The organism is Streptomyces montanus (assembly GCF_005786655.1).
In the GTDB taxonomy this organism is placed as follows: Bacteria; Actinomycetota; Actinomycetes; order Streptomycetales; family Streptomycetaceae; genus Streptomyces; species Streptomyces sporangiiformans.
On the sequence record NZ_VBZC01000014.1, the window covers coordinates 145,956 to 167,825 of the forward strand.

At 69.1% G+C, this 21,870-nt stretch carries 18 protein-coding genes; 5 read left to right on the forward strand and 13 right to left on the reverse strand.

All coding sequences use genetic code 11. The annotated features are described in order from the left end of the window. From FE633_RS15305 to betA, 5 genes are all read right to left on the reverse strand, one after another. Positions 1 to 2,001 carry an ABC transporter permease gene (locus FE633_RS15305; RefSeq protein ID WP_138045676.1) on the reverse strand — a complete coding sequence of 667 codons (2,001 nt, stop codon included), beginning with the start codon at positions 1,999 to 2,001 and terminating at the stop codon, positions 1 to 3. Further along, entirely contained in the window at positions 2,001 to 3,089 is a 1,089-nt protein-coding gene (locus tag FE633_RS15310; protein WP_138045677.1) for a quaternary amine ABC transporter ATP-binding protein, read from the reverse strand. The genes FE633_RS15305 and FE633_RS15310 overlap by 1 nt, the downstream gene beginning before the upstream one ends. A 20-nt stretch (positions 3,090 to 3,109) precedes the next feature. Next, positions 3,110 to 4,579, reverse strand: coding sequence for an aldehyde dehydrogenase family protein (locus FE633_RS15315; RefSeq protein ID WP_138045678.1), 1,470 nt, complete (start codon positions 4,577 to 4,579; stop codon positions 3,110 to 3,112). A gap of 330 nt (positions 4,580 to 4,909) precedes the next feature. Beyond that, complete coding sequence (locus FE633_RS15320; protein ID WP_138045679.1) at positions 4,910 to 5,746, reverse strand: methylenetetrahydrofolate reductase; 837 nt, start codon at positions 5,744 to 5,746, stop codon at positions 4,910 to 4,912. A 5-nt stretch (positions 5,747 to 5,751) separates the two neighbouring features. Continuing rightward, a complete protein-coding gene (betA, locus tag FE633_RS15325) occupies positions 5,752 to 7,422 on the reverse strand; it encodes a choline dehydrogenase (RefSeq protein WP_138045680.1) in 1,671 nt (556 codons plus the stop codon). A gap of 151 nt (positions 7,423 to 7,573) precedes the next feature. Here betA and FE633_RS15330 point away from each other — a divergent pair, with 151 nt between their 5' ends. Then, positions 7,574 to 8,371: an IclR family transcriptional regulator gene (locus tag FE633_RS15330; protein ID WP_246113622.1), complete on the forward strand. Its 798-nt coding sequence runs from the start codon at positions 7,574 to 7,576 to the stop codon at positions 8,369 to 8,371. A gap of 74 nt (positions 8,372 to 8,445) precedes the next feature. On the opposite strand, the gene FE633_RS15335 is transcribed toward FE633_RS15330, so the two are convergent. The 5 genes from FE633_RS15335 to FE633_RS15355 form a co-directional block, all read right to left on the reverse strand. Continuing rightward, positions 8,446 to 9,579, reverse strand: coding sequence for an aromatic ring-hydroxylating oxygenase subunit alpha (locus FE633_RS15335; protein WP_138045682.1), 1,134 nt, complete (start codon positions 9,577 to 9,579; stop codon positions 8,446 to 8,448). Positions 9,580 to 9,709: 130 nt separating this feature from the next. Then, on the reverse strand, positions 9,710 to 10,951 hold the full coding sequence (locus FE633_RS15340) for an NAD(P)/FAD-dependent oxidoreductase (RefSeq protein WP_138045683.1): 1,242 nt from the start codon (positions 10,949 to 10,951) through the stop codon (positions 9,710 to 9,712). Next, complete coding sequence (locus FE633_RS15345) at positions 10,948 to 11,310, reverse strand: bifunctional 3-phenylpropionate/cinnamic acid dioxygenase ferredoxin subunit (protein WP_138045684.1); 363 nt, start codon at positions 11,308 to 11,310, stop codon at positions 10,948 to 10,950. The genes FE633_RS15340 and FE633_RS15345 overlap by 4 nt, the downstream gene beginning before the upstream one ends. A 306-nt stretch (positions 11,311 to 11,616) precedes the next feature. Next, positions 11,617 to 12,249 (reverse strand): MBL fold metallo-hydrolase, encoded by a 633-nt coding sequence (locus FE633_RS15350; RefSeq protein ID WP_138045685.1) that lies wholly within the window; start codon positions 12,247 to 12,249, stop codon positions 11,617 to 11,619. After that, positions 12,249 to 13,334, reverse strand: a complete 1,086-nt coding sequence (locus FE633_RS15355) for an S-(hydroxymethyl)mycothiol dehydrogenase (protein ID WP_138045686.1) — start codon at positions 13,332 to 13,334, stop codon at positions 12,249 to 12,251. The genes FE633_RS15350 and FE633_RS15355 overlap by 1 nt, the downstream gene beginning before the upstream one ends. Before the next feature lie 358 nt (positions 13,335 to 13,692). On the opposite strand from FE633_RS15355, the gene FE633_RS15360 reads away from it, so the two are divergent. After that, positions 13,693 to 13,923 carry an NAD(P)-binding domain-containing protein gene (locus FE633_RS15360; RefSeq protein ID WP_138045687.1) on the forward strand — a complete coding sequence of 77 codons (231 nt, stop codon included), beginning with the start codon at positions 13,693 to 13,695 and terminating at the stop codon, positions 13,921 to 13,923. On the opposite strand, the gene FE633_RS15365 is transcribed toward FE633_RS15360, so the two are convergent. Next, on the reverse strand, positions 13,920 to 14,858 hold the full coding sequence (locus tag FE633_RS15365) for a LysR family transcriptional regulator (protein WP_138045688.1): 939 nt from the start codon (positions 14,856 to 14,858) through the stop codon (positions 13,920 to 13,922). The two genes, FE633_RS15360 and FE633_RS15365, sit on opposite strands and share 4 nt — an antisense overlap. A gap of 162 nt (positions 14,859 to 15,020) precedes the next feature. Here FE633_RS15365 and FE633_RS15370 point away from each other — a divergent pair, with 162 nt between their 5' ends. Continuing rightward, positions 15,021 to 16,256 carry an MFS transporter gene (locus FE633_RS15370; protein ID WP_138045718.1) on the forward strand — a complete coding sequence of 412 codons (1,236 nt, stop codon included), beginning with the start codon at positions 15,021 to 15,023 and terminating at the stop codon, positions 16,254 to 16,256. Positions 16,257 to 16,583: 327 nt separating this feature from the next. Here the strand turns inward: FE633_RS15370 and FE633_RS15375 are convergent, their stop codons facing one another. Beyond that, positions 16,584 to 17,258: a maltokinase N-terminal cap-like domain-containing protein gene (locus tag FE633_RS15375; protein ID WP_138045689.1), complete on the reverse strand. Its 675-nt coding sequence runs from the start codon at positions 17,256 to 17,258 to the stop codon at positions 16,584 to 16,586. 217 nt (positions 17,259 to 17,475) lie between these two features. On the opposite strand from FE633_RS15375, the gene FE633_RS15380 reads away from it, so the two are divergent. Beyond that, positions 17,476 to 19,590, forward strand: coding sequence for a SpoIIE family protein phosphatase (locus tag FE633_RS15380; RefSeq protein ID WP_138045690.1), 2,115 nt, complete (start codon positions 17,476 to 17,478; stop codon positions 19,588 to 19,590). A gap of 34 nt (positions 19,591 to 19,624) precedes the next feature. Here the strand turns inward: FE633_RS15380 and FE633_RS15385 are convergent, their stop codons facing one another. Next, on the reverse strand, positions 19,625 to 20,443 hold the full coding sequence (locus FE633_RS15385) for an SAM-dependent methyltransferase (RefSeq protein ID WP_138045691.1): 819 nt from the start codon (positions 20,441 to 20,443) through the stop codon (positions 19,625 to 19,627). A gap of 193 nt (positions 20,444 to 20,636) precedes the next feature. Here FE633_RS15385 and FE633_RS15390 point away from each other — a divergent pair, with 193 nt between their 5' ends. Continuing rightward, positions 20,637 to 21,851, forward strand: coding sequence for a flavin-dependent monooxygenase (locus FE633_RS15390; RefSeq protein ID WP_138045692.1), 1,215 nt, complete (start codon positions 20,637 to 20,639; stop codon positions 21,849 to 21,851). Positions 21,852 to 21,870: the final 19 nt, after the last annotated feature.

A 21,870-nucleotide genomic window follows, 5' to 3' on the forward strand; every position in this document is an offset into this window, starting at 1 on the left:
TTACGCGCTGGTACGCCGCGCCGCTGCCTGAGTGATCCGGTCGAACATGACTCCGAGAAGGACGATGGCCAGCCCCGCGGCAAGCCCCTTCCCGTACAGCTGTCCTTGCGAGAAGCCGGCCACGACGTCGTAGCCGAGGGCGCCCGCGCCTACCAGGCCGCCCACAACAACCATCGACAGCACATAGATCAGGCCCTGGTTGGTGGCGAGAGTGAGGGCGCTGCGTGCCATCGGCAGTTGAACCTTGGTGATGATCTGCCAGGTGTTGCACCCGGCGGAGGTGGCCGCCTCCACGGTGGTCGCGGGCACGTTCCGCACGCCGTCGGCGATGATCTTCATGGCGACGGGTGCCGCGTAGACGACGGCGGCGACGATCGCCGTGAAGCGTGTCGCGCCGAACAGCGCGAGGAACGGCACGAGATAGACGAACGGCGGCATGACCTGTGCCGCGTCCAGGGTGGGCCTGAGCAGCCGGTCCACGAGCAGGCTGCGCCCCATCCACACCCCGAAGACAATGCCGAGCACCATCACCATGATCGTGGCCACCATCGTGGATGCCAGCGTCGTCATGCTGTCCGACCACACTCCGGTGCCGACCAGAAGGCCGACGCACACGGCCGCGGTGGCCCCGGCCCGCCAGCCGCCGAGCACCGAACCGATCCCGATCAGGGCCGCGCCGACGAGCCACCAGGGGGACCCGGTGAGCAGCGACTGGAACGGGTTGAGCAGGCCGTTGCTGATGGCGTCGCGGAAGGCTGTGGTGAGGCCCGACAGACTGTCCTGCGCCCAGGTGGTCGCGGTGTCGGCGACGCGCGCGATGGAGCTGCCGATGCCGCCCTCGCCGGGGAACTCCGCCGCCCAGACGTAGGTGTGCGACATGTAGATCAGGACTGCCGTGACCACCGTTCCCGCGCCCAGCAGCGGCCGCCGCCAGGTGAGGAAGCGGCTGCCCGAGCGCCGGGCCGCCTCCGCGCGTCCGCTCGCCGCGGTCGTGACCCGGTCGAGGACGATGGCCATGATGACGATGGCGAGCCCCGCGTTGAAGGCCGTGCCGACATCGAGCGACTGCAGGGCCTGGATGACGGTCTTTCCGAGGCCGGGCGCGTCGATCAGGGCCGCGATGGTCACCATGGCCAGGGCGGCCATGATGGTCTGGTTGACGCCCATCACCACCGTCCGCTTGGACATCGGCAGCAGGACCTTCAACAGCGACTGCCGTCGGGTCGCACCCAGCGAGTCGGCCGCCTCGACGGTCGTCTCCGGTACCGACCGGATGGCGTGCGCGGTGATACGGATCGCCGGCGGAGCCGCGTAGATCACGGTGGCGATGGTGGCGGATGCCCCGCCGATGAGGAAGATCAGCGTCAGCGGGGCCAGGTAGACGAAGGTCGGCATCGTCTGCATGAAGTCCAGGAAGGGCGTCATGATCCGGTTGAACCGGTCGGACAGCCCCGCCCACACGCCCAGCGGAATCGCGAACAGCAGCGCCACGAAGACCGCGGAGAGGGTAAGCGCCAGGGTGTCCATGCTCTCCTGCCACAGGCCCTGCAGCCCCATGAAGGTGAACCCGGCCACGGTCAGCAGCGCGACCCGCCAGTTCCCCACGGCCCAGGAGACGAAGCCGGCGATGCCGACCACGCCGAGCCACCCGATCTGCGGTACGGGGCGGGCTCCGGTGGGCTGTGAGATCAGGCTCTGCACGAAGGTCACCAGGTTGTCGATGACCAGACGGATCTCGTTGAAGAAGTAGAGGAACAACGGGTTGGAGTTGCGGTTCGCACCGATCGAGTCGTTGACGTCGTTCAGCCACTGGTGCAGATCGGTGAGGTCCGCCGCCGCGAGTGACATGGTCTGCTTTCCGCGCAGCACGGCGAACAGCACCAGCCAGACGACCAGGATCGCGGCAACCACCATGCCCCGGCTGACTCTGCGTACGCCCTCGACGGGCGCGGTCGGTTCCGCGGTCTTGGTCTTTTCCGGTTTCTCCATGGCGACGGTCATCACATGTCGCCTTCCTGCCCGGCGACCACCGCGAGGATCTCCTCGTCGCCGACGATGCCGAGCAGCTTGCCGTTCTCGACGACCTTGACCGGCTTGTCGGCCGCCAGTACGGCCCGGGTGGCTTCCTTCACCACGACGTCCGGGCCCAGCTCGGGACCGTCCAGGGCGTCGTCCGGCTCGGCCGGCCGCATGATCCACCGCAGGGTGAGCACGTCGCCGCGCGGCACGTCCTTGACGAATTCGCGTACGTAGTCGTCGGCCGGGGCGCCGACCAGCTCGTCGCCCGTGCCGCACTGGACCATCTTGCCGTCGCGCATGATCAGGATGCGGTCGCCCAGCTTGAGCGCCTCGGAGAGGTCGTGGGTGATGAACACCATCGTCTTGCCGACCTCGTGGTGCAGCCGTATCACCTCGTTCTGCATGTCCCGGCGGATCAGCGGGTCGAGCGCCGAGAACGGCTCGTCGAAGAAGAGGACGTCCGGATCACCGGCCAGCGCCCGGGCGAGGCCGACGCGCTGCTGCATGCCGCCGGAGAGCTGGTCGGGGTAGGAGTTCTCGTAACCGGAGAGGCCGACCAGTTCGACGACCTCCAGGGCCCGCTTGGTGCGCTCTGCCCTGCTCATGCCGCGGATCTCCAGGCCGAAGCCCACGTTGTCGACGACGCGGCGGTGGGGCAGCAGCCCGAAGTGCTGGAAGACCATGGAGAACTTGCGGCGCCGCAGCTCGCGCAGACGCTTGTGGTCCGCGCCGCGGATGTCCTCGCCCTCGAAGACGACCTCACCGGCGGTGGGTTCGATCAGCCGGGTGAGACATCTCACCAGGGTGGACTTGCCCGAGCCGGACAGGCCCATCACGACGAAGACCTCGCCCCGCGACACCTCGAAGTTCACGTCACGTACGGCGGCGGTGCATCCCGTACGGTCCATGAGCTCACGGCGGGTGAGCCCGCACAGCTCCTCGGATTCCGGTACCCGCTCGGCCTTCGGCCCGAACACCTTCCACAGCTTGCGCACGGATACGACCGGCGTACCGTCCGAGTCCTGGGGTGTGCCGCGCCGCTGCGGCACCTGAGTCTGTACTGGGGTCACGATCGACCTCTTTTCGGCGTTCAGCCGCGGAACCAGTGCTGCGGCCGGGGTTGGATGTTCTGCCAGATGTGCTTGGGCTCTCGGTACTCGTCCAGGCCGGTCGGTCCCAGCTCCCGGCCCACACCCGAGTGCCCGAAGCCACCCCATTCCGCTTGCGGCACATAGGGGTGGTAGTCGTTGATCCACACCGTGCCGTGGCGCAGCCGCCGGGCGACCCGCTGGGCCTTGCCGGCGTCCTGCGTCCAGACGGCTCCGGCCAGCCCGTACTCGGTGTCGTTGGCGATGCGCACGGCGTCGTTCTCGTCGGTGAAGCGCTCCACGGTGAGCACGGGTCCGAAGGACTCCTCGTGCACCACCCGCATGTCCCGGCGGCACTCGTCGAGCACGGTCGGCGGGTAGTAAAAACCGTTCGCCAGCGCGGGGTCCTCCGGGCGTGCGCCGCCGCAGCGCAGGACGGCGCCTTCGGCGAGGCCCGCCGCGACGTACGCCTCGACCTTCTCCCGGTGCTGTGCGGAGATCAGCGCTCCGGTCTCGGCCTCGGGGTCGAAGGGGCCGCCGAGACGGATCTGCCGGGCTCGGCGGACGACCTCGTCGACGAAGGCGTCATGGAGGGAGGCTTCGACGATCAGCCGGGCCCCTGCCGAGCAGACCTGCCCGGAGTGCAGGAAGACGGCGGTGAGGGCGAAGTCCACGGCCGTCTCGAAGTCGGCGTCGGCGAAGACGACGTTGGGGTTCTTGCCGCCGAGCTCCAGCGCCACCTTCTTCACGGTCGCCGCGGCCGTGGCCATGATCCGCTTGCCGGTCTCCAGGCCTCCGGTGAAGGAGACCATGTCGACGACCGGGTCCGCGGACAGCGGGGCGCCCACCTCGGGGCCGGTGCCCAGGACGAGGTTGGCGGCGCCGGCGGGGAGACCGGCCTCCTGAAGTGCCTTCATCAGCAGGATCGAGGTGGAGGGGGTGAGCTCGCTGGGCTTGAGGACGATGGTGTTGCCCGCGAGGAGGGCAGGGGCGACCTTCCAGGACGCCTGGAGCAGCGGGTAGTTCCAGGGGGTGATGAGGCCGCACACGCCGATCGGTTCATGGACGACGCGGCTGACGGCGTCGTCGCGGCCGGTGTCGATCACGCGGCCGGCGTCGGTGCCCCCGATCCCGCCGTAGTAGCGGAAGCAGGACACCACATCGGCGATGTCGTACTCGCTCTCCACCAGCCGCTTGCCGGTGTCCAGCGATTCGGCGCGGGCGAATGCCTTGGCGTCGCGCTCGATGATGTCGGCGGTGCGCAGCAGCAGCGCACCGCGCTCCCGCTCCGGGGTGTGCGGCCAGGGCCCCTGGTCGAAGGCTTGACGGGCTGCGGCGATCGCCGCCGCGGCGTCGGGACGCGTCCCTTCCGAAACAGTCGCGGTGAGCGATCCGTCAGCGGGACAGCGGATTTCCCGGCGGCCTCCGGCCACCGGTTCCCGCCACTCTCCGCCCACGTACAGGTCTGCCACGCGCCGAGCCCTTCGATGAATTTCGTTGCGCATCGTGCATTCAATTGCTTGTGGTGGAACACGATTACGAATGCCCTGGCAGACGTCAAGGGGTTGGCGGATGACGATTTCACACGCGGCCCGTCGGTCACTCTCTCTTGACCTGGGGCTCCTCCGGCCTGGATTATGTTGCGCAATACTCACAGAGTTGCGCGATACGAACCGGCGAAGGCCGCCCGAAAGCCTGCGTGATCAGGGTGAACCACTCGCTCGCGCTGAGCGCAACGGCACTACGGCGGGCTGGACTGCCACCAGCCCGCCCGCCTTCGTATACGGCCTGCGCAGTGACCTTCAGCCGCCAAGCCGATCCAGCAGCGCGCAGCGCCACCGTTCGGTCTCGGCGATCTGGTTGAACGTGAACAGGTGCAGGCCGGCCACCCCCGCCGAAGGCGCGGTGAGCGCCTCTTCGGCACGTGCCAGCAGCCTCTCGGGGGAGTATCCCCCGGGTGCCGCGAAGCGCAGGAACCACGAGGCGTGCTTCGTCAGGAAGCGAGTCGACTCCCCCACGCCGATCTTCGCCGCCATGGACAGCAGCTTCGCGCGCTGCACGGGCCCCGCGACGCCCACATGGACGGGAAGGGGGACGTCCCGGCGCCGTATCCGGGCGATCCACTGACCCAGCTCACGCGGGTCGAAACAGAGGTTGCTCACGATGTACGTGGCATGCTCGCGCTTGTCCCACATCGACTGGATGGTGACGTCGTCGTGGATGAGCGGATGACTCTCGGGGTAGCCGGCGATGCCCACGCGGGAGAAGGGGCTGCCCAGTTCGCTCAGGCTGCGCAGCACGGGCAGCGCCCCGTCGTAGACCCCGGCGGGCGGGTCAGCGTCGCCCGCCGGAACGAAGATGTCGTCCACGCCCGCCTCGCGGACCCGGTCGACGACATCCTTCACGTGCCCCTCGTCCCGCAGCAGCCGCGCGGGGACGTGCGGGACGACGCGGTAGCCGTGCGCCGCGAGCCGGGTGACGAGGTCGAGCGTCGGCTCCAGGCCCTTGACCGGCGACGCCGTCACAGTGACGACGACGTCGCGCGGGACATGGGCGAGGACCTTGTCCTCGGTCGACTTGGCGGGCAGCACCTCGTAGCGGACGCTGCGCAGCAGCGCCCGGAGCCCTGCGTCACCCAACGCGTCTACCCCGTCTGCTTCTGGGCGTCGCGGTGGCGGTAGTACGCGGCCTTGGACGGTGCCAACGGCTCCTTGCCGAGGATCAGGTCGGCGGCCTTCTCGGCGATCATCATCACCGGTGCGTAGATGTTGCCGTTGGTGACATAGGGCATGACGGAGGCGTCCACCACGCGCAGGCCCTCCAGACCGTGCACGCGCATGCTGGCCGGGTCGACGACGGACATCTCGTCGGTGCCCAACTTGCAGGTGCAGGACGGGTGCAGGGCGGTCTCACCCTCCTTCGCGACCCAGGCGAGGATCTCCTCGTCCGATTCCACCTTCGGCCCGGGCGAGATCTCCCCGTCGTTGTAGGGGGCGAGCGCGGGCTGGTTGAGGAGCTTGCGGGCCACTCGGATCGACTCGACCCATTCGCGGCGATCCTGCTCGGTGGAGAGGTAGTTGAAGCGGAGCGCAGGGTGCTCGCGCGGGTCCTTGCTCTTGATCTTCACCGAGCCGATGGCGTCGGAGTACATGGGGCCCACGTGCACCTGGTAGCCGTGGCCGCCGGTCGGCGAGGAGCCGTCGTAGCGGACCGCGACGGGCAGGAAGTGGAACATCAGATTGGGGTAGTCCACGTCCTCGTTGCTGCGGGCGAAGCCGCCGGCCTCGAAGTGGTTGGTGGCGGCCGGGCCCTTGCGGAAGAGCCACTGCAGTCCGATGAAGGGGGCGCGCCACTTCGCCATGTACGGCTGCATGGAGACGGGCTGCTTGCAGGCGTACTGGATGTAGACCTCCAGGTGGTCCTGCATGTTCTCGCCGACGCCCGGGAGGTCGTGGACTACATCGATCCCCAGGGCGCCGAGCTCGTCGGCGTTGCCGACGCCGGAGAGCTGCAGCAGTTGCGGGGAGTTGATCGCACCTCCGCAGAGGATGACCTCTCCGGCGCGGACCTGCTGGGGCTTGCCGCGGCCGTGCTGGTACTCGACGCCCACGGCCCGCTTGCCCTCGAAGAGAACGCGTGTGACGAAGGCGCGGGTCCTGACCGTGAGGTTGGGCCGCTTCTTGACCGGCTTGAGGTACGCCTTCGCGGCCGACAGACGACGTCCGCGATGGACATTGCGGTCGAACGCGGCGAAACCTTCCTGGCGGTAGCCGTTGACGTCGTCGGTGCGAGCGTAACCGGCCTCCTGGACCGCTTCCAGGAACGCGGTGAACAGCGGGCTGGTCGCCGGGCCACGTTCGAGGACGAGGGGACCGTCATGACCACGGAACTCGTCGTCCGGGTCGGCCGCGAGACAGTTCTCCATCCGCTGGAAGTACGGCAGACAGTGCGCGTAGTCCCAACTCTCCATCCCGGGGTCGGCCGCCCAGCGCTCGTAGTCCATGGGGTTGCCGCGCTGGAAGATCATGCCGTTGATGCTGCTGGAGCCGCCCAGTACCTTGCCCCGCGCGTGATAGATACGTCTGCCGCCCATATGGGGTTCGGGCTCGGACTCGTACTTCCAGTCGTAGAACCGGCTGCCGATCGGATAGGTCAGCGCCGCGGGCATGTGGATGAAGACATCCCACGGGTAGTCGGACCGGCCGGCCTCCAGTACCAGCACCCGGTTCGCCGGGTCCGCGGAGAGTCTGTTCGCCAGTGCGCTGCCGGCCGATCCGCCACCGACGATGACGAAGTCGTATTGCAGGGGAGCCATGATGCCTCGTCTCGCTCACGCCGTAGGTACGCGAGGCATGCTAATACCAGTAGCACCATGCGCACCAGGTTGCGAGAGACGCAACTTCCAAAGGCTTCGTTTCGTCACCGTTACTTGCAGTAGCGTTGTTTACTGTGAGTATAGTTTCGTTGTGAGCCACTACAACCTTGGTATCGAGACCTCAAATTCACACGCCGGCGGAGTCCAGTCGGTCGACCGCGCCATCAGCGTCCTGGAGATACTGGCCCAACGCGGCGAGGCGGGTGTCAGCGAGGTAGCGGCCGAGATCGATGTTCACAAATCCACCGCGTTCCGCCTGCTCGGCGCCCTGGAGGCGCGCGGCCTGGTGGAGCAGGCGGGCGAGCGCGGCAAGTACCGCCTCGGCTTCGGCATCGTACGCCTGGCCGGTGCGGTCACGGGACGCATCGACATCACCCAGCAGGGCCGACCGGTCTGCGAGAGCCTGGCCGAGGAGCTCGGCGAGACCGTCAACATCGCTGTGTTGCAGGAGCACTACGCGGTCAACCTCTACCAGGTGCGCGGCCCGGGGGCCGTCACCGCACAGAACTGGGTCGGCCAACTGACCCCGCTGCACGCCACCTCGAGCGGCAAGATCCTGCTGGCCTACCTGCCCGCCAAGGAACGCGCCGCGGTGCTGGCCGAGTCCGGCCTGAAGAAGGTCACCCAGCGCACCATCACCGCGAAGACGAAGCTCGAGAAGAACCTCGTCGACGTCCGGGAGAGTGGCTACGCCTGGGCCCTGGAGGAGCTGGAGCTCGGCCTCCACGCCATGGCCGCTCCGATCCGCAACCGCGACGGAGAGGTCGTCGCGGCACTGAGCGCCTCCGGGCCCGCGTACCGGCTCACCAAGGAGCGCCTGCACGAGCTCGCTCCCGTGCTGATCAAGGGCGCGGAGGAGATCAGCCACCGCATGGGGTACCTGGGCTGAGCGGCCCGTCCGCGACGAGTACCGTCCGCACCGGCCGACGTACGGCGAGGCTCGGGCCGCACAAGAGACCGCCGCTACTGGGGCTGCTGTGTGCCCAGGCGCTCGTGCACCCAGTCGTGGAAGGCACCGATGTGGTGCTCACTGGGCACCAGCACGCCCCCCTTGGCGTACATCCGGGAGCCCATTCCGGGCTGCGTGCGCTCGCATGCCTCGAAGTCCTGCCGGTTGACCCGGTCGAAGAGCTCCACGGACCGGCTGACGTCCTTGCCGCTGTCGACGACGTGCGGGAGGTAGAGCCAGTCGCACTCGACGATCGTGCGATCAACGGCCACCGGGTACATCCGATGGAAGATCACGTGGTCGGGGACGAGATTGATGAAGACCTGCGGCCTCACGGTGATCGCGTAGTAGCGGCGGTCCTGGTCCTCGGCGACACCCGGAATGCGATCCAGGCCCTCGGAGCCGTCGATGGTGAAACCCTGGACCTCCCCACCGAACTCGGCACCGTGACCGACGTAGTACTGGGCCGCGAAGCCGTCGGCGAACTCGGGGAGCACCTCGGTCAGTTCGGGGTGGATCGTGGCGCAGTGGTAGCACTCCATGAAGTTCTCGATGATGAGCTTCCAGTTCGCCTTGACGTCATAGACGATCCGCTTTCCGATCGAGAGGCTCGCGATGTCGTAGCGCTCGATCGCCTCGGCGTCGCCGAGGCGGCTGACGACATCGCCGATGACGTCCTCCTCGAAGGAGGGCGGGTTCTCCGCCAGACAGACCCAGACATAGCCGAGCCATTCGTGGGTGGCCACATTCGCCAGGCCGTATTCGGTGCGGCCGACGTCGGGCATCTTGGTAAGGTTGGGCGCCGCGACGAGTTTGCCGGTCAGGTCGTACGTCCAGGCGTGGTACGGGCACTGGAAGGCCCGCTTGACCTCGCCGCTGTCCTCCGTGCAGAGCTTGGCTCCGCGGTGCCGGCAGACGTTGAAGTAGGCCCGGACCGAGTTGTCCCGGGCGCGGGTGATCAGGATGCTTTCGCGGCCCACATCGACGGTCCGGAAGGCACCGGGCTTCGCCAGGTCGGACGAGCGCGCGGCGCAGAACCACATGGTCTCGAAAATGCGCTCCTGCTCCTGGGCGAAGATCCCGGGATCGGTGTAGGAGGAGCCGGGGAGGGTTGCGATCAGGCTGTTCGGCAGGCTGGTCGAGGTCACGGTGCACTCCTCGGGGAACGTCGTGGATCGGTCATTCACGCGCCGGGAAGAGCGACTCCGGACGGCGTTGTGTATGGAGCAACGCTGCGCGCCATATGCAACCGCAGCATGGGACGCCTCTGGGGCGGTGTCAAGGTGCCGTGAGGGCCAGTTGCTTGCGCCAGCGGGTGAACAGCCGCGGCTGGTTCATCCCGAGCACGGCAACCGGATGACCGGCACGCCGGTAGACGGCCAGGACGTTGCGCTCGTCCGGGGCGCCTTCCTCGATGGTCACGCTGTCGGCGCCTGCCGCATGACCGGCGAACTGGATCTTGACGCCGTACTGGTCCGACCAGAAGTACGGCGGCCGGGGCATGCCCGGTTCCGCCGCACCCCAGGACAGCAGCGTCGCGACGGCCGCATCGGCGCGCTCCCGCGCACCGGTCCAGTGTTCGACGCGGCGATGGGCACCCGCACGGGGGTCGTACCAGTTGGCGCAGTCGCCGACCGCGACCACGCCGGCCAGGCTGGTGCGGCCGTCCGCACCGCATGTGACGCCGTTGTCGAGCGCGACGCCGGATCCCTCCAGCCACTCGACACACGGCCGTGCACCCACACCGACCACGACGATGTCGGCGGGGATACTGCGGCCGTCGTCGAGCAGGACGGCGTCAACCCTCCCCCGGACTCCGTCCGGGGGGACCCCCACCTCGCTTCTCCCCCAGCCTTCGGCCGGGGGGACCCCCATCTCGCTTGGCTCGTCCCCGCTCAGCCCCTTGACGCCCACGCCGCACAACAGCCGTACGCCGTGGTCCGCATGGAGAGCGGAGACGATGCCACCCATGGTCTCGCCGAGCGACCCGGCGAGCGGCGTCGGAGCCGCCTCGATCACCGTCACATCGAGCCCGAGGGCGTATGCGGTGGAGGCGACCTCGGCGCCGATGAATCCGCCGCCGATCACCACCAGCCGTCCACCGCGGGCCAATTCGTCCCGCAGGGTGCGGGCGTCGTCCAGGGTGCGCAGGACGTGCACCCCGGCCAGACCTTCGGAGCCGGGCAGGGTGCGCGCGGCGGCGCCGGTCGCGATGACGAAGCCGTCGGCGCGGACCTCCCGGCCGTCGGCGAGCCGGACGGCGCGGTCGGTGCTGTCGAGTCCGGTGGCACGGACGCCGAGCAGCCACTCCGCCTGCAGGTCCTCGTCTTCCGCCTCCAGCGCGAGTTCCGCTTCACCCATCGTGCCGGCCAGGAACTCCTTGGACAGCGGGGGCCTGTCGTACGGGCGGTGGAGCTCGTCTCCTATGACAACCAGGCGCCCGTCGTAGCCCTGTTTCCGCAGTGAGCGCGCCGCCGACAGCCCGGCCAGCGACGCACCCACCACGGCCACTGTCCTCACGCGGGAGCCCCGGCGAGCCGGGCTGCGACACAGGGCGGCAGATTGGGGGCAGCCGTGGACAGCCGGACGTAGATCATGCCGTCCTCGACGACGGCCTCATGGGTCCGGACGGGAAGCTTGGCCGGCGGGGCGTCGACGGCACCGGTCTTCAGGTTGAACTTCGACGCATGCAGCGGGCATTCCACCTCGCAGCCCTCCAGCCAGCCGTCGGCGAGCGAGGCGTCCTGGTGGGTGCATGTGTCGTCGATGGCGAAGATCTCGCCGTCTTCGGTGTGGAACACCGAGACCGGCGGGTCGATGTCGAGCCGGAGGGCCTCGCCGCGCGGGAGATCCGCGAGACGGCACGCGGGAATCATCATCACACCTCGGTGCGTATAGCGAAACGGATTGCGGTTAGCGCAACATCAGTCTGAGGTCGGCCCAGAACCCTTGTCAAGGCATTCAGAAGGCCTGTTGAGTCACCGATCAACGTCTCTCATCACGCAACTAGAAGCGCAATAAGCAACTCACCGGAGAGGGGGAGCAACGCGGAATCAGCGTCTTCGACCTGCTCAGAGGGGGTGTCCAGCCGTCGGGTCCCCTCAGATTGCGGGGCGGACGCACGCACGCCCGCCTCGTCGGCCTGCATGGCCGAGAGCGGGCGTGCGCTGTTCGATTGGGCGGGGTCAGAAGCCGCGGTCGATCCACTCCTGAAGGTGCGGGGCCTCGGCGGCGATGGTGGTCGTCTCGCCGTGGCCGGTGTGTACGACGGTGTCGCCCGGCAGAGTCAGCAGCCGGTGCCGGATGGAATCGACGATGGTCGGGAAGTCGCTGTACGACCTCCCCGTCGCCCCCGGGCCGCCCGCGAAGAGCGTGTCACCGCTGAAGAGCGCCGTCAGGGCCGGTGCGTACAGGCAGACCGCGCCGGGGGCATGGCCGGGGGTATGCAGCACGGTCAGCTCGACACCGGCCACCGTGAGGACCTGGCCGTCGGCCAGGTCGCCGTCGGGCGTCCGGTCCGGGTGGGTCTGCTTCCACAGCGGCAGGTCGTCACCGTGGAGCAGGATCGGGGCACCGGCGCGAGCCGCGAGCTCGGGCGCGGCGTCGATGTGGTCGTTGTGGGCGTGGGTGCACACAATGGCCCGCAGGGTGCGCTCACCGAGGACTTCGGCGATCGCCTCGGCATCGTGTGCGGCGTCGATGACGACTGCCTCGCTGTCGTCGCCGATGATCCACACGTTGTTGTCGACGTCCCAGGTGCCGCCGTCCAGTGAGAACGTCCCCGAAGTGACGAGATGTTCTATGCGGGCGCGGGCCATCAGAAGACCACCACCGAGCGCAGCACGTCGCCACCGTGCATCCGCTCGAAGGCCTTCTCGACCTCGTCCAGCGCGATGGTCTCCGTGACGAAGGCGTCCAGATCCAGACGGCCCTGCAGATAGAGGTCGATGAGCATCGGGAAGTCCCGGCTCGGCAGGCAGTCGCCGTACCAGGAGGACTTCAGCGTGCCGCCCCGGCCGAAGACGTCCAGCAGCGGCAGTTCCAGCTTCATCTCCGGGGTCGGCACACCGACGAGGACGACCGTGCCCGCCAGGTCCCGGGCGTAGAACGCCTGCTTGTACGTCTCCGGGCGGCCCACCGCCTCGATGACCACGTCGGCACCGAAGCCGCCGGTCAGGTCACGGATCGCCTCGACCGGGTCGGTCTCCTTGGAGTTGACCGTGTGCGTCGCGCCCAGCTTGCGGGCGGTTTCGAGCTTGTGGTCGTCGATGTCCACCGCGATGATCTTCGCCGCGCCCGCCAGGTTCGACCCGACGACCGCCGCGTCCCCTACTCCCCCACAGCCGATGACCGCCACGCTGTCACCACGTCCGACCTTGCCGGTGTTGATGGCCGCGCCGATGCCGGCCATCACCCCACACCCCAGCAGACCGGCGGCGGCCGCCGACGCGGCCCGGTCGACCTTCGTGCACTGCCCCGCCGCCACCAGTGTCTTCTCCGCGAACGCGCCGATGCCCAGCGCCGGCGACAGCTCGGTGCCATCGGCCAAGGTCATCTTCTGCTTCGCGTTGTGGGTGTCGAAGCAGTACCACGGCCGCCCGCGCAGGCAGGCCCGGCACTGCCCGCACACCGCGCGCCAGTTGAGGATGACGAAGTCGCCGGGGGCGACGTCGGTGACACCTTCTCCCACCGACTCCACGACACCCGCGGCCTCGTGGCCCAGCAGGAAGGGGAAGTCGTCGTTGATGCCGCCCTCGCGATAGTGCAGATCGGTGTGACAGACCCCGCAGGCCTCGATCTTCACCAGCGCCTCACCCGGGCCCGGGTCGGGCACGTTGATCGTTTCCAGGCTGACGGGGACGCCCTTCCCCCGCGCGACGACAGCACGGACCTGGTGAGTCATGGCCACTCCTCTGCTGGTACGAGATCTGAGTCAGATGTTGCTCATTACGGCACACACCTCACGTGCCGCAACGCACAGCATCGAGGAGCGCCGACCGGGGGTCAAGGATTCGACGCTCAACGCCTCGCTTGACGAAAGACATAGAGCCGCCCCCGGCGCCGCTCCCCCGGCCGAGGTGCTGACGGACGCGGTCGACTCGATCGCCAGGCGCACGTCGCGTACGACGCTGCCGGCGGGCGCGCACCGCGTCGTGACTCCTACCGCGAGGCCGCGCCGTCGGCCTACGTCGTTGGTACCGGTCCTGGCTGGGCCCGCAGCCCGATCCGCTGATCCTGGGGGTGGCGATTGGCGTCGCCCCATGCGTATAGGAACCTTGGGCACGGGCAATGTCGGCCGGGCACTGGCCGCGGGCTGGTCAGCGGCCGGGCACGACGTCTTGCTCGGGTCGCGGCAGCCGAAGGACCGCACCGATCTGGGCGGCATCGCCACCGCACGTGGACAGGAACACTTCGCCCTGCTCGTCATGGGAATCGCGGGCGGGCCGAGCACTCACACGTTCAACATCCACGTCGTGGAACGCAACGGTTAGTTGTTTGCGGCCCATGGGGGTGCCCACGTCTCGGCGCCGCGGCGCAGGGGCCTTGTGGAGTCGAGGTGGTCGCGGAGTGTGGTGAGGGCAGGGTGCGGGTTGTCACGGCGCCAGATCAATGAGTGCGGGTAGACCGGTGTCGGACCGTGCAGGACAACGCGCCGCAGGTCGTAGTCCGCGGGCCAGACGAGCCGGGTCTGCTCGCCGACGAAGGTCGCCAGAGCCGAGGAGTCGGCGATCATGTCAAGGAGGGTCTCGATACCGAAGTTGGGCCCGGTCGAGTCGATGGTGAGCCCGAACGCGGCGGCGAGTTCGCCGTAGTACGCGGCCCATTCGGTTCCGGTGACGATGCCGGGCATCCAGATTCTGTGCCCGGCGAGCTCGGCGGGCATGACCGCACGGGCGGCGGCGAACTCGTGTGCCGGACCGGTGAGGAGCTGGATGGGCTCGTCGAGGACCGGAACAGCCTCGATGTCGTCGGGAAGCTGCCGCGCGGGCAAGGTGACCGCGCGGAAGGACGCGTCGATCGTCCCGGACCGGACAGCGGCGAGGGCCGCGTCCGTGTCGAGGAGGTGGGTCACGACATCGAGTTCGGTCTCGGGATACGCGCGGTGGAAGTCGCGCAGCAAACCTGCTGGTGCGAGATTCCGGCCGATCACATCGACGCGCAGCGCGCGGCGTCCGGGACGTACGGAGGCGGCTGCCCGCTCCTCGGCTCGGAGGAGACCGCGGGCGTGCGGAAGGAACACCCGCCCGTCGATGGTGAGTTGGGCTCCGCGCGCCGTGCGGGTGAACAGCCGCACACCGACGTCCTGCTCCAGCGCTGCGATGCGCTTGGAGACGGCCTGCTGAGTGATCGACAGATCCGCGGCGGCTTCCTGGAACTGGCCTGTGTCCGCCACGGCGACGAAGGTGCGTACGGCATCGAGATTCACGCCGACCGATCCTAGGTGCACAACGCATGGTTGTTGCTCGCTGACGAACCGTTGTTTGACCCACTGGACGGCTGCTCGCTTTGATCTCTCTCGGGGACGTGATGTCGCTCGGGGCGGGGCGGTGCGGGGCGGTGCGGGGCGGCGAAGGGTGCGCTGGACATGGTGGGTGGGCGGCGGCCTCTGGGGCGGCAGTTCGGATGGCTCTGGGCGGCGTACGCGGTCAGTGCGATCGGCACATGGCTCGCCTTCGACGCGTTCCGCCTGATCGCGATTCTCGTGCTGCACGCCGGGCCGACCGAGGTGTCGATGCTCGCGGCTGTGGGGCCGGCGGTGGGGGCGGCTGTGGCGGTGCCGCTCGGCCCGTGGGTGGAGTTCCGCCGTAAGCGGCCGGTGATGGTCACGATGGACCTGATCCGGTTCGCGGCGTTGGCAAGCCTCCCCCTCGCGTTCGCGCTCGGCCTGCTCACCTTCGCCCAGCTCCTGGTCGTGTCGGTCATCGCCGCCGCGGCCGACATCACCTTCAACGCGGCCGGCGGCGCACACCTCAAAGCGCTGGTGCGCCCGGAGGACCTGCTCGTCGCGAACGGGCGGTTCGAGTCCACGACCTGGACCGCCACCGCGCTCGGACCGCCGCTCGGCGGGGCCGCGATCGGGCTGTTCGGTCCAGTGGTGACCGTGGCGGCCGACGCGGTCAGCTATCTGCTCTCCGCGGCAGGGATCCGCGCGATCGGCGGGAGGGAGCCGCGGCCTGTACGCACCGATGCGTCACGCCTGAGAGCCGGTGACCTTTTCGAAGGATGGCGGTACATCCTGGCCCACCCCGTGCTGCGCCCGTTGTTCCTCAACACGCTGCTGGTCAACGGCCTGATCATGGCCGCTGCGCCGCTGCTCGCCCTCCTGATGCTCGGCCCTCTCGGGTTCACGCCGTGGCAGTACGGACTCGCGTTCGCCGTGCCCTGCGTCGGCGGCCTGGTGGGCTCGCGGCTGGCCCGCCCACTCGTCGCGCGGTTCGGACAGCACAAGGTCCTGCTCACCGCCGGGGCACTGCGCGCGTGCTGGCCTCTCGGGTTGGCCTTCGTCCGACCCGGCGTCGGCGGACTGGTGCTCGTCATGGCCGTGGAGCTTGGGCTGATCACCTGCGCGGGCGTGTTCAACCCGGTGTCCGCGACCTACCGGCTCGAGCAGACAGCGCCGGATCGGGTCATCCGCACTCTGTCCGCGTGGTCGATCAGCAGCAAGGTCGCCATCGCGGCCATGACCGCCTTGTGGGGTTTGCTGGCCGGCATCACCAGCCCCCGCACCGCGATCGCGATCGCCGGTCTCCTTCTCCTGACGACCCCGTTCCTGCTGCCCCGGCACGACCCCGTCGCCTCGGTCGGCATGTCGGTCAAGGCTTGATGGCCTCCTCCGCGAGGGTCCCGCGAACGGTTCGGTCGCATCGGGTTTCCTTCCCCAACCCCACCCCTTCCCGAAACGGGGGGCTGCGCCCCCAGGCCCCCGTGCCCGCGGGCGCCCGCGCGCGGGAGGGGGAAGGGGGTGGGTGGGTTTCGTGCTTCGGGTGCGGGTCGGTTGTGGCTGGTCGCGCAGTTCCCCGCGCCCCTAAAGGGGCGCCCCCCCCCACGCGCTGAAAGGTGCGGGAGGTGCGTGGGTTTCGTCCTTCGGGTGCGGGTCGGTTGTGGCCGGTCGCGCAGTTCCCCGCGCCCCTGAAGGGCGCGCCTCGACCGCCTATACCTGGAGAACCGACTGCAGGGCGGCGAACAGCCCTCGTGCGTGGGTGCCGTCCGGGAGGAGCCAGGTGCCGGAGACATGGCCGATCGTGCCCTGCGGGAGGAGGGGTGGGCCGTCGGGAGCGGGGTGCAGGGCCCTGTGCAGGCGGAGGGTCGTCGCTCCGTGCGGGAGCAGGAGTTCGGTGCCCTCCTGGTCGTCGGTGGCGGTGTGTGCCGTGGTGGACTCCGTGGAGGCGGCACCGTCACCCGTGTAGGAGCGGGTCACCTCCCGGTCGGGGGTGTCGCTGAGGCTCTGGGCCTGGGCCTGGACCCGGCCCTCGATCAGAGCGAGCAACTGGGCGACCAGTACGGGGTCGTGGCAGCCGTCGTAGGCCCAGCGCGGCCCCAGCACACCGTGCTCCATCGTGCCGACGAGAGCATCGTCCGCCCCGGCGAGCGGGGCACCTCGATAGGTGAGCGGCACCAGGTAGGCGGCCGGCCGGCTGCCGGAGGTGTCGGACACCACCATGAACTCGATTCCGACCTCGCCCTGGGGATCGTCCAGCCGGAAGCCTCCGGCCTTGGCCAACTCCGGTGCGCCGGCGCCACCGTGGTACCACGGTCGGGAGGGAAGCCAGGAGGTGAGCAGTTCGAGCTTGGTCGGCTTGAGGGTGGTGTGGTGAATGACGGCCATGCCGTGGTTTCTCCTCCGTTGTGCACATGCGGGCCATCACACCTTCGCATTTCCGCGATGCCCTCGTGATGCCTTCGCCGGACAGGCGGTGCGTTGTTGGGGGATGGTGAAGCAGCACGATGGTGACGCCGGAGGGCAGTGTGAACGCGATAAGTCAGGGGCAGCCGACGGTGCGTGAGGCCATGCGCCGCATGCAGGGGCGAAGGCGGTGCCTGGCATGAGCGCGGCCGGTTCCTCCGTGGCCGACGGTCACGAGCCGGTTCATGACCCGGTTCATGACCCGGTCCACGAGCCTGTTCGCGGGCCGGTGCAGCCGAGCGGGCTGCTGGATGTGCTGGGTGTGGCCTCGGTGGTGCTGGACACCCAGGGGCGCATCGTGCTGTGGAGCCCGCAGGCCGAGGAGCTGTTCGGCTACACGGCACAGGAGGCACTGGGGCAGTACGCGGCCCGGTTGATGGTCCACGAGCAGCACATCGATCTGGTCAGCAAGCTGTTCGCCGACGTCATGGGCACCGGTCAGAGCTGGTCCGGGGCCTTTCCCGTGCAGCACAAGGACGGCACCACGCGCCTCGTGGAGTTCCGGAACATGCGGCTCCTGGACGACCGCGGTTCCCTCTACGCCCTCGGCCTCGCCGCCGATCAGTCGACCTTGCGCAGGCTGGAGCGGGATGTGGCCCTGTCCGCACGCATGGTCTCGCAGTCCCCGATCGGGCTCGCCGTCCTGGACACCGACCTGCGGTACGTATCGGTCAACCCGGCGCTGGAGCGCATCAACGGCGTACCGGCGGAGGAGCATATCGGCCGGACGGTCCCCGAGGTGCTGCCGTTCGTCGATGTCAAAGCCCTCGAATCCGCGGCGCGTCAGGTGCTGGACACCGGTGTCCCTCTGGTCGAACAGTCCACCATCGGCCGGACTCCGGCCGATCCGGATCAGGATCATGCCTGGTCCATCTCGTTCTACCGGCTGGAGGACGCCCTCGGACATGTTCTGGGCGTGGCCTCCTCGGTCCTGGACGTAACCGAGCGGTACCAGGCAGGAGTGGAGGCCGAGGCCGCGCGGCGGCGCCTGGCCGTCATCGCCGACGCCTCAACCCGTATCGGCACCACGCTGGAGCTGGACCTGACCGCCCGTGAGCTGGCCGACGTCGCCGTGCCGGAACTCGCCGACATCGCGGCCGTGGACCTGCTCGACGCGGTGGTGGAAGGCCGCCCCAGCGGCCTCGGGCCCACGGAGCCGGCGGTGATCCGCGCGCTGGCCGTCGAAGCGGATCGTGCCGCCGAAGCCCTCGAGGCGGCCGATACTCCCGGTGGGATCGCCCGATACGGGCCCGACCGCCTGGTCACCGAGTGCGTACGCACGGGCCGCCCGGTCATGGTGCCGCGGGTGACGAACGAGGATCTGCCCCGCATCGCCCGCGATCCGGAGGCGGCCGCGCTCCTGGACCGGGCAGGTGTCCACTCCTATCTGGCGGTGCCGCTGATCGCACGCGGCGAAGTACTCGGCGCCCTGGATCTCAAACGCACCCGCAACCCCCTGCCCTTCAGCGAGGACGACCTCGTACTCGCCCGGGAGTTGGCCGCCCGCGCCGCCGTGCAGATCGACAATGCGCGCTGGTACCAGAACGCCCGCAACACCGCCCTGACCCTCCAGCGCAGCCTGCTGCCCGGCCACCCGCCCACGACGACCGGACTCGAGGTCGCCTCTCGCTACCAGCCCGCGGGAGCGGCCGTCGAGGTCGGCGGCGACTGGTTCGACGTCATCCCGCTGGACGGCGACAAGACCGCGCTCGTCGTGGGGGATGTGATGGGCAGCGGGATCAACGCCGCCGCGACCATGGGCCGTCTCCGCACCGCCACGAGCACGCTGGCCTCGCTCGACCTCGATCCCGCCCGGCTCCTCGAACACCTCGACAAGATCACCGCGGGCCTGGACCACTACATCGCCACCTGCGTGTACGCCGTCCATGACCCGCATCGCCGGGAGTGCCTCATCGCCAACGCCGGACACCTGCCGCCCGTCCGCCTCCGTGCCGGCCGGCGTCCGGAACTGCTCGAACTGCCCACCGGGGCACCGTTGGGCGTGGGCGGCGTCGCCTTCTCCACCACCACCGTCGCCCTCGAACCCGGCGATCAGCTCGTGTTCTACACCGATGGACTCGTCGAGACGCGCCAGCACCCCCTCGACGAGCGCCTCGACACACTCCTGAGCCTCCTCGACGATCCCGGCCGCCCCCTGGAAGACGTCTGCGACCTCCTCCTGCGCACCCTGCACCACCCGGACAACCACGACGACGTGGCCCTGCTCATCGCCCGCGCCCAGGATCAGAACTAGGGCCTGTCCGTTTCCAGTTCCGGCAGAGGGACCGTCAGGGTTTCCGGCCCAGGCCGCCGTGCTGACCGATCGGTGTCGGTTCGCCCGCCGCGGTCTGCTCCGGCCGCCACAGCGGCACCGAGACCACGCCGGGCTCCACGAGTTCCAAGCCGTCGAAGAATCCCGCGATGTCGGCCACCGGCCGCAGGAAGTACGGGACCGCGCCGGTCTCGTTGTAGGCATCCTGAGCAGCCTCGTAAGCCGGGTCGGTGCCGCGCGAACCCTCGTTGACGCACAGATGGCTGCCCGGCGGAAGGGCGTCCAACAGCCGACCGACGATGGAGCGCGCCTGGTCGTAGTCCGGAACGTGCCCCAGAATGCCGCTGAAGATCAGGGCGGTGGGACGGTTGAGGTCCAGGGTCTCGGCGGCGGCCGCCAGGATACGGTCGGGCTCGTACAGGCCGGCGTCCACATAGGCGGTCGCTCCCTGCGGGGTGGAGTGCAGCAAAGTCTCGGCGTGGGCCAGCACGATGGGATCGTTGTCGACGTAGACGATCCTGGCGTCCGGTGCCTTCCGCTGGGCGACCTCGTGGGTGTTGTCCACGGTCGGAAGGCCGCTCCCGACGTCCAGGAACTGCCGGACGCCGGTCTCGGTGACCAGGTGGTCGATGCTGCGGCGCAGGAAGGCCCGGCTGCTGCGGGCGATGGTCACGATGCCGGGGAAGACGGCGCTGTACGCGTCGCCGGCCTCCTGGTCCACCGGGTAGTTGTCCTTGCCGCCCAGCCAGTAGTTCCAGATCCGGGCCGAGTGCGGCACCGAGGTGTCGAACTCCCGGTCCGGCACCGTTCTGGGCGTGGTCACGTGGTCGCTCATGGGCGCCGTCTCCTCAGCCGGTGTGCATGGTCACGCACAACCTACGGCCCAACTTCGGGCGTACGTATGCCAGTCCACGTTTCCGCGAAACGAGCCCTCGGCTGCTGACTTCAACTCCCGCTTATGAAGGGGCCGTTGACAGTTCGCGACAATCCGGGTCACGGTGATGACCCGTCGTGCCCGGAGGTCGTCCATGGCTCCGTCATCAGCACCGCACCCCGACGCACCGCAAGCCGCCGCACCGCGTCCCGACGCCGACATCGTCGAACGCGTACGAGCGATACGACCGCTCATCCGCGAGCACGCTCTGCGCACCGAGCAGGAGAGGCGGGTGACGCGCGAGGTCGTCGCGGCGCTCACGGACGCCGGGATCTACCGGATGAACGTCCCGCGGCGGTACGGCGGTTACCAGAGCACGCTGCGCACCCAGGTCGACGCGCTGGCCGAGATCGCCGCCGCGTGCGGCTCGGCCGCCTTCATGGCCCTGATCCAGGCGGGGTGCTCCTACATCGCGGCGCTCTTTCCCGACGAGGCCCAGGACGAGATCTTCACCAGTCCCGACGTACGGGTCGGCGGCACCCTCATCCCGGACGCGACCGCGGTCGCGCGGCCAGGCGGCTACGTGGTCAACGGCACCTCCGCCTTCGCCACCGGCTGCCAGGACGCCGACTGGCATCTGCTGACCGTCCGGGTCGAGTCCGGTGACGGGCCGCCCGAAGTGCTCTGGACCGCCGTCCCCATGAGCGATCTCGAGATCCTCGACGACTGGCGCGTCTCGGGTCTGGCCGGCAGCGGCAGCAACAGCGTCGTCGCCCACGACGTCTTCGTACCCGCCCACCGCGTCCTGCCGGTCGGGCCCCTGCTGGGCGGCGGTTTCCCGTCGAAGACCAACGCCGACGACCCCTTCTACCGGATGCCGGTGCTCTTGCTGTTCTGCGCGTGGACGACACCGAACGCGCTCGGTGTGGCGCGGGCGGCCCTGGCGGAGTTCACCGAGCGGAGCCACCGACGGGGTATCACGTACACCTTCTACGAGCGGCAGAGCGAAGCGGCCGTCACCCATCTGCAGGCGGCGGAGGCCGCGATGAAGATCTCCTGCGCCGAGTTACTCACCGGCGACATCGTCGCGCGGATCGAGTCCAGGGCCACCTGCGGCGATCCGTACACACCGCAGGAGCGGGCCAGGACCCGCGCGCAGAGCGGCTATGTCACGCGACTCTGCAAGGAGGCCGTCGACCTGATCGGCTCGGCCTCGGGCGCTTCCTCCCTGCACCGGGATGTGCCCATCCAGCGGGCGGTCCGCGACCTGCACGCCCTGAGCCTCCATTCGTTCGTCAACCCCGCCACCAATCTGGAGCTGTACGGCCGGGTCCTGTCCGGACTCGACGCGGGCACACCCTTCCTCTGACCGACTGCCCCTCGACTGT

Coding starts and splice junctions, on each gene's coding strand:
- FE633_RS15390 (WP_138045692.1), top strand. CDS start 20,637: ATGGCTCCGTCATCAGCACCGCACCCCGACGCACCGCAAGCCGCCGCA.
- betA (WP_138045680.1), bottom strand. CDS start 7,422: ATGGCTCCCCTGCAATACGACTTCGTCATCGTCGGTGGCGGATCGGCC.
- FE633_RS15375 (WP_138045689.1), bottom strand. CDS start 17,258: ATGGCCGTCATTCACCACACCACCCTCAAGCCGACCAAGCTCGAACTG.
- FE633_RS15355 (WP_138045686.1), bottom strand. CDS start 13,334: ATGACTCACCAGGTCCGTGCTGTCGTCGCGCGGGGGAAGGGCGTCCCC.
- FE633_RS15360 (WP_138045687.1), top strand. CDS start 13,693: ATGCGTATAGGAACCTTGGGCACGGGCAATGTCGGCCGGGCACTGGCC.
- FE633_RS15380 (WP_138045690.1), top strand. CDS start 17,476: ATGAGCGCGGCCGGTTCCTCCGTGGCCGACGGTCACGAGCCGGTTCAT.
- FE633_RS15350 (WP_138045685.1), bottom strand. CDS start 12,249: ATGGCCCGCGCCCGCATAGAACATCTCGTCACTTCGGGGACGTTCTCA.
- FE633_RS15305 (WP_138045676.1), bottom strand. CDS start 2,001: ATGACCGTCGCCATGGAGAAACCGGAAAAGACCAAGACCGCGGAACCG.
- FE633_RS15345 (WP_138045684.1), bottom strand. CDS start 11,310: ATGATGATTCCCGCGTGCCGTCTCGCGGATCTCCCGCGCGGCGAGGCC.
- FE633_RS15385 (WP_138045691.1), bottom strand. CDS start 20,443: ATGAGCGACCACGTGACCACGCCCAGAACGGTGCCGGACCGGGAGTTC.